A 12,555-nucleotide genomic window follows, 5' to 3' on the forward strand; every position below is an offset into this window, starting at 1 on the left:
TTTTAACTGAAATAGCAGTAATGCTATTTTGGGGCTTAGAAACCTCCTTGCGATTATGGCACATGCATCAGCCATTATTATGATGCAATCCTCAACACTTATGGTTGGGGATGACTATAGGCATGTCCAGAGCTTAAGGTACTACCTTAAGCTTAAAACCTATTGTGAGCTGTTAGTCGCAGTTTTTTTGAACTCCCCAACCACCAAAGTTTATACTCATTGGTGGTTAAAACTTAAATCAATTAAGTTATAACTGGGAGCAATAATATGCTAAATCAAATTAACCATACCTCTAAAGCCATACTATTCTTATTGCCTCCTTATAATACAAAAAGCGAAAAAATCTCCTATGATACAAATTTAAGCTGCAAAAAATCAAATCTTACCCTAATAAAAATTATCAAAGCTAAGAACTATTACGACTACAAAGCTTTTGTTACGTTAATTTACACTGTAATTAAACATCCAGATAAACCCATTATTGTCATAATAGATGAAGATATACTTAATACTGTTGAAAATACGATAATGTGGGCTGTGCTTGGTACTTTAATTACCGCAAAGCTAATTATTGTGGCGACATATGAAAGAGATCAATCAAATATAAAATTAATTGAATTAACAAAAGATGAAAACAGATTCTTAGAATTTTCTGCTTATTGTTTTAAAACTTATTATTATATTAATTGGGAAAAGAAAATAAAAAAGATAAAAGCTAATGCTCGAAAAAATAATAACTCTATTATTAGAGCTAAAGAATTAAAACTATCGGAGTAATAACTTTTTCAGATGCGTACAGATTTTTTAGAAAATACTAAAAATCATAAAATCTTCTCAAGAATACTATTAGGGTCACTATACTTCTAATAAATTGAACCTAACACTAATATCTTTTTAGGCTTAAAATGTAATTGAATAAACAATAGGGATAAGGTGCTGGGAATTAAGCTCAGCCATTAATATAACAACTTCCGCTATACTTCTTATTTTAAAAATAATTATAATAGCAGATTCCCAGCATAAAGCGTATACTTGGAGTTAGTTTATATTAATAGTAGAGTTCAAATACTATTAGATAAGTAAACTATAGATAAAATTATTAATTAGTCAACCCTCAATTTAAATTTATTTGACATTTTTATAGTTTATTTTTTATTTCATTTATAGTTAAGCGTTGTTTTTTTAATTTTTGAATTTTCTTGCCTTGCTCAAATGTTTCCATAGAGTAAAGTTGATAATTTGAAGCAGTAATATCAGCAACTTCATCGGTGTCATATCATAGCGTGGCTTGGGAACTAGATCTAACATAAAGCGAGATGAATCGAGCTTTTAGTGCTAGAGGCTTAACGTATTTAAGTTTTTTTATTCCTGGATTCCCGCCTACGCAGGAATGACATCGGAATCACGCAACAATGCTTCCCGTGATTTATTCACGGGATGACAGGGGAAAATGATCCACACAGGCAAAGCCTACTTAGATAGAAGTGTTTATTTCCTACTCGTTTAGTCCGTGGCAATATTTATATTTCTTACCTGAACCACAAGGGCATAGCTCATTTCTAGATACCTTGCCCCAGCTTGTAGGATTTTTAGGATCTCTATCCTCTGGGTTAATGCGTGATATGACAGGTCTAAGATCAGTTTCTAAGTTACTACCTGCATTATACTTACTAAATGCCGGATCTTCACGGCTTTCATGCATATTATTTTGCAGCTTTTTATTTTCAAGAGATATATCTTCTTTTTGAATATGCTTTAAGTCAATATGGAAGTGGTAGACTGTTTGAATAAAGAGTTCTTTTAAATTATTAAGCATATGCTCAAATAAATTAAATGCCTCTCTTTTATATTCACTTAAAGGATCTTTTTGGGCATAAGCTCTAAGAGATATACCTTGTCTTAAGTGATCCAAGCTATGCAAGTGATCTTTCCAAACCTGATCAAGAGTAGTTAATAAAATATATTTTACAGCATTATGCATTAAGTCAGGACTATATGCTTCTTCCTTAGATTTATATATACTATCCGCTGTTTGAATAACAATTTTTGTAACTTCTTCTTCTGTTACATCATTTTTGCTTATCAGATTTTGATCAAGCTTTATAGCAAAAGTGCGGTGTAGTTCTACGCTTAAATTCTCTATATCCCAATCTTCTCTATAAGAGCCCGCTGGCATAAAAGTTAGCACTATTTTTTTAGCTAATTCCTCAGTAGTACTACTTAAGAAGTCATAACTATCTTTAGATTTAATAATTTCAGTTCTTTGCTCATATATTATTTTACGCTGATCATTCATCACATCATCAAAACGTAATAAATTTTTACGTATTTCATAGTTATGCCCCTCGACTTTTTGCTGAGCTTTCTCGAGTGATCGACTAATCATTGGATGATGTATTGCCTCGCCATCTTTTAAGCCAAGCGTCCGAAGCACTCCTGAAATACGTTCTGAGGCAAAAATACGCATTAAATCATCATCAAGCGATAAGAAAAATTTAGTATTACCTGGGTCACCTTGCCTACCTGATCTACCACGTAGTTGATTATCTATTCTACGGCTTTCATGACGTTCTGTACCTATTACAAATAACCCGCCTGCTGCAATTACTTGCTTTTTCTCTTCAGCTGTTTGAGCTTTTATCTCATTTACTTTTTCTTTATAAGCAGCATTAGTTAAAGATTTTCTATCTATCTGCTCTATCAGCATTTCAGGATTACCGCCAAGCATAATATCAGTACCTCGCCCTGCCATATTAGTTGCAATCGTTACTGCTTTAAATCTACCTGCTTGAGCGATAATAAATGCTTCTTGCTCATGGAATTTAGCATTTAATACTTTATGCGGTATTTTGTTTTTATTTAGAACATTAGAAATTTCTTCTGACTTTTCTATACTTACAGTACCGACAAGCACCGGCTGACCACGATCATAACAATCTTTAATTAGCTTTAAAATAGCATCATATTTTTCTTTTTTGCTTCCATAAATTTCGTCATCAAGATCACGTCTTGTAACTTTATTATGAGTCGGTACTGCTACTACATCAAGATTATATATATCTTTTAGCTCTGGTGCTTCGGTCATAGCTGTACCAGTCATGCCTGATAATTTAGGGTAATTACGAAAATAATTTTGGAAGGTAATAGATGCAAGCGTTTGGTTTTCGTTTTGGATTTTTACGTTTTCTTTTGCTTCTAACGCTTGATGTAGCCCTTCAGAATATCTACGCCCTTCCATTACCCGTCCTGTAAACTCATCTATGATCATTACTTTACCATCACGTACTAAATAATCTACATCGATCATAAACATGTTGTGGGCTCTGAGGGCTTGATTAACGTAATGTACTAGGCTTAAATTTTCAAAATCATATAAACCAGAATTGGGCTTTATAATATCCGCTTGACTTAAAAGCGATTCTACATGACTAATGCCGCTTTCCGTTAAATTGATAGTTTTTAATTTTTCATCTTTTTCAAAATCACTTACATTAAGCATGCGTACAAGCTTATCGACTTTACCATATAATTCTGAATTATCATTAACTGGACCAGAAATAACCAAAGGAGTTCTTGCTTCATCTATTAAAATCGAATCTACTTCATCGATAATAGCAAAGTTAAAAGGACGAAGTACTCGCTCCTGCAAGCTATATTTCATATTATCTCTTAAGTAATCAAAGCCAAGCTCGTTATTTGTGGCATATGTAATATCAGAATTATAGGCTTCTCGCTTAGCTTCATCTGTCATGCCAGCAACAATACATCCAACTGATAAACCTAAAAAATTATAAATCTTGCCCATGGAAGCGGAATCACGGCTAACAAGATAATCATTAACTGTTACGACATGTACACCTTTCTCAGCTAAAGCATTTAAATATGCAGGAAGTGTTGCAACTAAGGTTTTGCCCTCCCCTGTACGCATCTCGGTAATCATTCCTCTGTGTAATACCAAACCACCTATAAGCTGCACATCAAAATGACGCATTCCATATACTCTTCTCGAAGCCTCTCTAACTACCGCAAATGCTTCATATGCTATATCATCTAAAGTAGCACCATTTTTAAGTTTTTTCTTAAATTCTACAGTCTTATTTTTTAATTCTTCATCTGATAATTTTTGAATCGCAGGTTCAAGCGAATTAATTTTTGCAATGTCAGAAAATAGTTTTTTTATCGTACGATCATTTGCCGTACCAAAAATTTTTTTCAATATAGAAAACATCAAAATCCTTAAACATATTTTTGTACATATAAATATAGGCTATTTTATAAAATTATCAATTAGTTATATATTTATGTCTTTATATATTTATTTCAAACAACTCTGTTGCAGAATAATCCGTAAATAATTATTAATAAATATTATAAAATAGCTGTTGACGGGTATTTATTATTTTTATAGGATTTAAACTTATATTTAACAAATTATGAGTCATAAATAATGAAAAAACTATCAATTGTACTTTTATCCGTTAGTATGCTTTCTAGTATAGCTTTTGCAGATAACTCAGACAGAGTAGTTGCTACTTACACAGGTGGTGAAGTAAGAGAATCACAAATAATGAAAGAATTTAAACCACAACTTAATCTTCCTTCAGGTGAAACTATCAAAAATTTTGACGATTTCCCACCACAGGATCAAGATAAATTGATAAGAATTTATGTTAATAATATTTTATTAAAGAAAGAAGTTGAGAAATCAAACATTACCTCTTCTAAAGAATTCCAAGAAAAGCTTGAAAATGCAAAAAATCAATTAGCTCAAAAAGAATTATTAGAAAATTATGTAAAATCTAATCTTACTGATAAGATGTTTGATGATGAATATAATAAATATGTAACTAGCCTAAAAGGTAAAGAACAAATAAAAGTTGCTCACATTTTAGTTAAATCTGAAAAAGAAGCTAATGATTTAAAAAATAAATTAAACAAAGGTGCAGATTTTGCTAAACTTGCAGGAGAATCTTCTCTTGATAAAGCTTCTGCTACAAATGGTGGCGTAATCGGTTACATTTTATTAAATCAACCAGGACAGTTAGTGCCTGAGTTTGAAAATAAAGCTTTTGCTTTAAAAGTAAACGAAGTTTCAACACCAGTAAAAACTGACTATGGTTGGCATATCATTAAGGTTCTTGAGAAAAAACCTGTACCTATCCCAACTAAAGAAGAAGCTAAAATGACTATCGATAATGTATTAGCAGCAGAAATACTGAAAAAATATATTAGCGATTTAGAAGCTAAAGCTGATTTAAAAATTATGTTACCTCCAGCTGCAAATAACGAAGCTAAGAAGTAGTTATGTGTCATCAACTATGTTTTAAATTAAAAAGAAGAGATTTTAATTTAGCATTAGCGATGACAATAATTTTACGCATTAAAGCGGTAAGAGCGACCATTTTCTTTTTACCATTGTTAATGAGTCGCTCATAAAAGAGTCTTAAACCAGAAGTCTTGCTATTACGGGCTGACATAGCAGCAAGGAATAGTATAGCTTGACTCCTGCTCTACCATGTCCTACCTTTCTATATCCTTGATATTTACCACTATCATTAGCTTTTGGAGCAAGCCCTGCAAGAGAAGCAATCTGCCGTCTTGTTAACTTCCCTAACTCCGGTAATAATATTAATAACTCAAAAGCAACTATATTACCAATGCCATTTATCTCTTTCAATATCTCATGCTTTGCTTTTAACAGCTGATCTGATGATATAATCACTTCTACCTGATTAGTAATCTCTGTAATTTGATTACTTAAAACATCTATCATATTTATACAGCTATTTTTAACAAACTTATCTGTATTTGCTTGTTGTAATCTATTCTTTTCGGCAACTAACATTTGCTTTAAATCATTCCGTCTTTGTACTAACCGAAATAATTGTATATTTTGTTTTGATTCAGGCTTAAATACTTCAAGCTTATCTGCTCGCTCCTTACCATATAATCCTAATGCTTTAGCATCTAACTTATCTGTTTTTGCACTATTACCATATGATCTGATAAAATTCTTTACCTTTCTTGCATCTGCTCTATGTACTACATAACCTCTTTCACATAAGCTATACAATAACTCTAGTTCATATCCGCCTGTTGTTTCAACTACAGTTAGAGAGTTTGCTAAAATATCCTTATTATCATTAATAAATTCAAATATACCGAAACTTGTATTCTCATATTCTTTTGTATCTTTTATGCCCTCTATTCCTACTACAAAATTATATTTTCCTATATCAATTCCTATATGTTTGTGATATTTTATCATATGTACCTCGAGATTTTATATTGTTTAGGATTGTAATCGGGCGTGCTTATCGCATCCCTTCCAACTATTCAAACTTCTCGAGAGTCGGGCTATAGTACCTTGATGACTCCGGTCGTATAAAACCTACTATACCGTGACGGTCGCTTACGCCCGCTTAATACCCTATATCATTATATAGGGTATTAACACTCTCTTATAAATGTTTATATTACATTTATAACTTATATTATATCACTTTCTTTTCTTACAATACCGTGGCTTGCTAACTAGATCCAGAAAATAATAAAAAATTTTTAATTTCCTCGCAATGATGCAGTCTAATTTCAAAATAATATATCTTTTAAGTTAAGCAACTATTGACAAATTGGCAAAAAAAAATTATATTCTACAAAATCTAATTTAAGTTAAAAAATTATTAAGCTATGTCTAAAGCAAAAACTGCTTCTAAAAACAACCCAACCGCTAGGGAATCAGCTAAAGTACATTTTTATAAAGGCGAAGAGATTATACCATCAAAATATATCCCTCAACAAGGTTCTTCTTTTTTAGCTGCTGAAATCAAATCTTCCGGAGATTTGGTATTAGGAAATAATGGGCAAGTGCTACCTTGGAACTTAGTCAAAAATTTAGCTTAGTTTGATTTAATTACTTACAAATATAACAATTTCACTTCAGTAACTTATATAATAAGTCACATATTGGGGGCATAGCTCAGGGGTAGAGCATCTGCTTTGCACGCAGAGGGTCAAGGGTTCGATTCCCTTTGCCTCCACCACTCTTTAGTTTCTGGTATCTTTACAAACACATCAAACGGCGGACGCAAGGTATAATCAAGCTTTTCGGGTTTTAGCGTCAGGTTAGCAAATACTGAATCTATCAATATTGCAATGTGCCACTGACGGCATTGCACGCATGGATCAGTTTTTCCTTTGTCATCCCGTGGCTTGGTCCACGGGATCCAGTTAAAAATATTAAAATTATTAGTATTAAAAGTTGTTTTTTTGAATCCCGTGAATAAATCACGGGATGCATTGCCCGCGTGGATCGAAAAGCACCCTCGATGTCATCCCGTGGCTTGACCACGGGATCCAGAAAAAAGCGAAATGAATTGAGCTTTTAGTGCTAGAGGTTTAACGTATTTAAGTTTTTTTATTACTGGATTCCTGCGATCAACGGAATGACATCGAAACCACGCAACAATGCCATTACGGGATGACAAAGGAAAATGATCCACGCAACAATACCTCCTCGCAACAACAATTTGAAAACTACTTAACACCCTTACAATAATAAACTATTTGGTATTATGGTTACACACTGCAAGGCTTGGTTAGACGCCGTAATGTGGAGCAGTCATTGTTTTTGAACGAAACAGCTACAGCAGCGGTTGTTCGCTCTGCCTAAAATACTCTCTATATTTACATCTTAATAAAAATTCCTTAAATATATTGTTATAATTATAAGTAGTAATTATTTTTAATTATTAAAACTCTTTATTATCTCCCTTTATCCTATACTAATCCTTACATTTCTCAAATTACTTCTAAGTCATTAATTTATATCATTAGTTAAATTTCTATTGCATTCTTAAAACTTCTTCTTATTATCTAATTTATATATTTTTTAACAAAATATTAAAATTTATAGAATTTAATAAGGATATAATTATGTTTAGTTGGTTGTTTAGCTGGTTTCAAACTCCAAAAACATCACATGAGAAGTTAATAGAGGCAATAGAAGCAAGAAATGAAGCAGAAGCACAAAACTTATAATCGTACATATGGATACAGCCGAATTAAGCAAAGTTGACGACGGCTGGACAGTTTTAACTTTTGCTGCAGCTTATGGCTTAGAAAAGGTTTGTGAGGCTTTAATTCCTAAAATGTCAGAGCAGGCTATTAATCATGTTGATAAAGATGGTAACACGGCTTTAACTTGGGCTGCATATACAGGACTAGAAAAAGTTTGCGAGGCTTTAATTCCTAAAATGTCTGATCAAGCTATTAATCATGTTAATAGTGATGGCAATACAGCATTAAGCATAGCTAGGAATAAAGGTTTTAAAAATATGTGTGATTTACTAACTACTATAGAAGCAACTAAGCAAAATGAAATTCAAACAAATCTTAAATTAACCACAACAAAAACATCACATGAGAAGTTAATAGAGGCAATAGAAGCAAGAAATGAAGCAGAAGCACAAAACTTAATCGTACATATGGATACAGCCGAGTTAAGCAAAGTTAACAATGATGACTGGACAGCTTTAACTTTTGCTGCAGCTTATGGCTTAGAAAAGGTTTGTGAGTTATTAATTCCTAAAATGACTGATCAGGTTATTAATCATGTTGATAAAGATGGTGACACGGCTTTAACTTGGGCTGCAAGTAGCGGCTTAGAAAAGATTTGTGAGGCTTTAATTCCTAAAATGACCGAGCAAACTATTAATCAGCTTACTGATAACAACGATACGGTTTTAACATTGGCTGCAAATAAAAGCTTAGGCAAAATTTGTGAGATTCTTATACCTAAAATGACTGATCAGGCTATCAATCAGGTTAATAAAGACGGCAATACAGCTTTAATTGCGGCTGCAAGTAGCCACTTAGAAAAGATTTGTGAGGCTTTAATTCCTAAAATGTCTGATCAGGCTATTAATCATATTAATAATTACGGCAATACAGCTTTAATTGCTGCTGCAAGTAGCGGCTTAGAAAAGGTTTGTGAGACTTTAATTCCTAAAATGACCGAGCAGGCTATTAATCAGGCTAATCATCAATGCGATACAGCTCTAATTTTTGCTGTGCGTAATAGTTTAAAAAAGGTTTGTGAGGTTTTAATTCCTAAAATGTCTTATGAGGCTATTAATTGTTGGAGTACTAACTCTTTCTGGTTTGGTTTTACAGCTTTCACTTGGGTTACTCTCAATGGAGATAAAAAAATTTGTGAATTGCTTATACCTAAAACATCGCCAGAAGTTATCATAGACATTTTAAAACTTACAAAAGAAAAACAATTTATAATAGAAGCAATCAATAGTTGCAATAAAACATCGCCAGAAGTTATCATAAACATTTTAAAACTTGCAAAAGAAAAACAATTTATGATAGAAGCAATCAATAATTACAATAATAAGTTAGTAAAAGAATTAAATTTAATTTTGGATGAAAATAATCCAAATAATGCTATTAAAATGATTCGGGCAGTTAAAATTTATAAAAAATTATTTAAAGAGTATTTAACAGTAGAAAAAACTGAGAATTTTAAACCTTTACAAAATACAATAGAAGACTTTATTAAAAATAATTTTTTTACTGCTGCAGGGGTATGCAAAAACTTAATACCTAAAATTGATAATAATGAAATTCATATATCATGCCTGACTACTGAAATAATAGCTCATATTGTTGAATATTTGGAAAATGAAAAATGGGGATTAGAAGTTGAGACTTTGGGTTAATAATAACATATTATGATATAAGTTAACTAAAAGCTCAACTTGTCCCCACCCCTTAAATTTTCATCCTGCTTGTGAATTTTGTTGCATAAAAAAAGCGTCGTTTATATACTGTCTTTTATCCGTGGTGGTTAGCAAATCGTACTACTTACTTCCATCACTTAATCTAGAATCTAATTAAACATGTTCATTTAGCTTTTTACTGGCTTCATCAGAATTTAATTACAGCTGATTGATACACACAATATTAATAATAAGCTTGATTGTATTTTAATGTTACATGCCTTATTATTCCCTTTTTTAATTTTTGTTATTATCTTCCTAGTTTAAATTACTTTACTAAATTTTTTTTTATTGGATTAATATTTATTAAAAAATTAATATTTTGTTGACATTATAAAAGATTTTCTTATAATTACTTTTCATAAAATATATTCACAACATGAATATTTAATTCATTAATTTAAGGGGAAAATTATGAAAGGAATAAAGGATTTAACCGTTATTTTTAGGGATACTGTCGGTAAAGAAGCAGCAAAAAATACTTGGCAGTTAATGGAAGAGTTATTTGCTAACTATCATCCTGTTAACTCTCTTATAGACCAAGCTATAACGGAAGGGCTTACTACTGTAGAATTTACACATAATAAGGATAGAGATGTCCCTTACCGGTGGTGCTCATATACAAAATGAAAACCTGATAAAAATAGATGCTAGTATGCACCCAGCTGATATTATCAGCGTATTGTTATTTGAATTATTTAACAGCGTCAATTCAGAACCTAAACAAATACTAGAAGAAAATTATGACAATAGTGATGATTATGCAAACGCTATGGAGTTTAGTGAATATAAAACTTATATTAACTATAAAAAATTGATTTTGAACTTTTTACAAATTAATAAAGAAAAAGTCGAAAAATTATTAATTCAATCAGGATACCCCGAGCCTTACACAAGGGTAGTTCATAATATAAAAGAACGAATAACAGACAACATTTCTTCTGAAGATATAAAGTTTATAATTAAACATAGAGAAATGTACGTACAAGATTGGGAAAGATGGAATAAAATTTTTACTTTTAAAGAAATTTCTAAAGTTATAAAGGAGCAAGATAGCCAAAAATTAGCAAAATTATTATCCTCTTCACATATAATAGTTGAGCAGAACCATATAAATGAAGCCATAGATGTGGGAAATGTCGAAAATTTGAAACTATTGTTAAATAAATATACAAATAATATCTTTGATTCTCAGCTTATAAAAGCCATAGATAAGCCGGAGCTACTAAAATTACTATTACCTTATTTATCAGATATTGATGCAAGTTATTGCATTGCAGGAACAATTGGTCATTTTAGTAAAACAGGAAATATTTCTGCAGTACAATCTTTATTAAATGAATATAAAGGAAAAATTCGTGATTATGATCTTCCAGCGATTAGAAACAAAACAATCCTTGATATGGTAAAAAATTATCCTAATTTTGTATCTGATATTAATACTGACCAAGATTTAATAGGTATAGCACCTAAAGATAATTTTGATCTTTTAGTTTAAAAAAAAGAAATTTTTTTGCCCTCCCTTAAATTCATCCTGCTTGTGAATTTTGTTGCATAAAAAAAGCGTCGTTTATATACTGTCTTTTATCCGTGGTGGTTAGCAAATCGTACTACTCGCTTCTATCACACTAAAGTTTATCTACTTTAATCAGTTCTTTCTTAACAAATTAGTGATAATTTTGCTAAATCTTTAATATAAATCTCATGAAATTATCCGATTTTGACTTTGACTTACCTTTAGAGCTAATTGCTCAAAATCCAATAAGCAAACGTGATGAGTCAAATTTATTAATTGCTTCTACACAGCAATATGTCAAGACCAAATTTTACAATATTATTGATTATTTAAAAGAAGGGGATCTATTAGTTTTTAATAACAGTAAAGTCATCAAAGCCAAGTTAAGTTTAGACAAAAACATCACTATAAACTTAAATCAAAGACTTAAAGATAATAGGAGAGCGACGAACGACGATGCAGGCAGGCTTAAATCAATTGACTATTGGTCAGCTTTTGCAAAACCTGCACGTAAGCTAAAGGTAGGCGATGAGTTTTATTTTGACAATCATAAAATAATTATCACCGAAAAGCTCGAAATGGGTGAGATTAAAATTAAATTTGAACTTGCTAATATTTCGGTGTTTGAGTTTTTAGATAAATATGGCGAAATGCCATTACCACTTTATATTAAACGTCCTGAAAGACAAAAAAGCGACGATGAACGTTATCAAACAGTCTATAGTAACATTCAAGGTTCAGTTGCTGCACCAACGGCAGGCTTACATTTCACAAACGATATAATAAATAAGCTTAAAGCAAAAGGCGTACAAGTGGCGTTTGTAACTCTACATGTCGGAGCAGGAACTTTTATGCCAGTTAAAACCGAGAATATTAACGAGCATAAAATGCATACGGAATATTGCTCTATTACTCCTGAAACCGCTGCAATTATAAATAAAGCTAAAAAAGAGAAAAGGCGTATTATAGCAGTCGGCACTACAAGCCTTAGAACTCTTGAAAGCTCTGGTATAAATGGCAATGTAAATTCTGGTGATTTTGAAACCGATATCTTTATAACTCCGGGATTTAAATTTCAAATAGTCGATATGTTGCTTACTAATTTTCATTTCCCAAAATCTACTTTATTTATGCTAGTCTGTGCTTTTGCTGGCTTTAAAAAAATGCACGAACTATATAAATATGCCATAGAAGAACAAATGCGTTTTTTTAGCTATGGCGATGCAACACTTTTGTACAGAAAAGTATAAA

At 31.5% G+C, this 12,555-nt stretch carries 10 protein-coding genes and 1 tRNA gene; 8 read left to right on the forward strand and 3 right to left on the reverse strand.

Going from position 1 to position 12,555, the window contains the following annotated elements; all coding sequences use genetic code 11:
- Positions 1-267 precede the first annotated feature (267 nt).
- Positions 268-777, forward strand: a complete 510-nt coding sequence (locus RBE_RS04645; RefSeq protein WP_011477562.1) for a hypothetical protein — start codon at positions 268-270, stop codon at positions 775-777.
- 718 nt (positions 778-1,495) lie between these two features.
- Here RBE_RS04645 and secA read toward each other — a convergent pair.
- The gene (gene secA, locus RBE_RS04650) at positions 1,496-4,228 is read right to left on the reverse strand and encodes a preprotein translocase subunit SecA (RefSeq protein ID WP_011477563.1); all 2,733 of its coding nucleotides are present in this window, start codon (positions 4,226-4,228) and stop codon (positions 1,496-1,498) included.
- A 219-nt stretch (positions 4,229-4,447) separates the two neighbouring features.
- Between secA and RBE_RS04655 the strand changes: the two genes are divergently transcribed.
- A complete protein-coding gene (locus tag RBE_RS04655) occupies positions 4,448-5,302 on the forward strand; it encodes a peptidylprolyl isomerase (RefSeq protein ID WP_011477564.1) in 855 nt (284 codons plus the stop codon).
- 10 nt (positions 5,303-5,312) lie between these two features.
- Here RBE_RS04655 and RBE_RS09255 read toward each other — a convergent pair whose 3' ends face one another.
- Both RBE_RS09255 and RBE_RS04660 read right to left on the reverse strand, forming a co-directional pair.
- The gene (locus tag RBE_RS09255; protein ID WP_011476965.1) at positions 5,313-5,477 is read right to left on the reverse strand and encodes a hypothetical protein; all 165 of its coding nucleotides are present in this window, start codon (positions 5,475-5,477) and stop codon (positions 5,313-5,315) included.
- Complete coding sequence (locus tag RBE_RS04660; RefSeq protein ID WP_011476964.1) at positions 5,444-6,268, reverse strand: IS110 family transposase; 825 nt, start codon at positions 6,266-6,268, stop codon at positions 5,444-5,446. The genes RBE_RS09255 and RBE_RS04660 overlap by 34 nt, the downstream gene beginning before the upstream one ends.
- Before the next feature lie 422 nt (positions 6,269-6,690).
- Between RBE_RS04660 and RBE_RS04665 the strand changes: the two genes are divergently transcribed.
- The 6 genes from RBE_RS04665 to queA all read left to right on the forward strand — a co-directional run bounded on the left by RBE_RS04665 (position 6,691) and on the right by queA (position 12,554).
- Positions 6,691-6,903 (forward strand): hypothetical protein, encoded by a 213-nt coding sequence (locus tag RBE_RS04665; protein ID WP_011477565.1) that lies wholly within the window; start codon positions 6,691-6,693, stop codon positions 6,901-6,903.
- A gap of 65 nt (positions 6,904-6,968) precedes the next feature.
- Positions 6,969-7,043 (forward strand) — tRNA-Ala (locus tag RBE_RS04670).
- A gap of 1,005 nt (positions 7,044-8,048) precedes the next feature.
- Entirely contained in the window at positions 8,049-9,728 is a 1,680-nt protein-coding gene (locus tag RBE_RS07570; protein ID WP_011477566.1) for an ankyrin repeat domain-containing protein, read from the forward strand.
- Between the two features lie 474 nt (positions 9,729-10,202).
- Positions 10,203-10,418, forward strand: a complete 216-nt coding sequence (locus tag RBE_RS04680) for a hypothetical protein (protein WP_012151695.1) — start codon at positions 10,203-10,205, stop codon at positions 10,416-10,418.
- Positions 10,384-11,286 carry a hypothetical protein gene (locus RBE_RS04685; RefSeq protein WP_011477567.1) on the forward strand — a complete coding sequence of 301 codons (903 nt, stop codon included), beginning with the start codon at positions 10,384-10,386 and terminating at the stop codon, positions 11,284-11,286. Before RBE_RS04680 ends, RBE_RS04685 begins: the two co-directional genes overlap by 35 nt.
- A gap of 206 nt (positions 11,287-11,492) precedes the next feature.
- Entirely contained in the window at positions 11,493-12,554 is a 1,062-nt protein-coding gene (queA, locus tag RBE_RS04690; RefSeq protein ID WP_011477568.1) for a tRNA preQ1(34) S-adenosylmethionine ribosyltransferase-isomerase QueA, read from the forward strand.
- Position 12,555: the final 1 nt, after the last annotated feature.

Origin of the sequence: Rickettsia bellii RML369-C (assembly GCF_000012385.1) — a bacterium.
GTDB classification, from domain to species: domain Bacteria; phylum Pseudomonadota; class Alphaproteobacteria; order Rickettsiales; family Rickettsiaceae; genus Rickettsia; species Rickettsia bellii.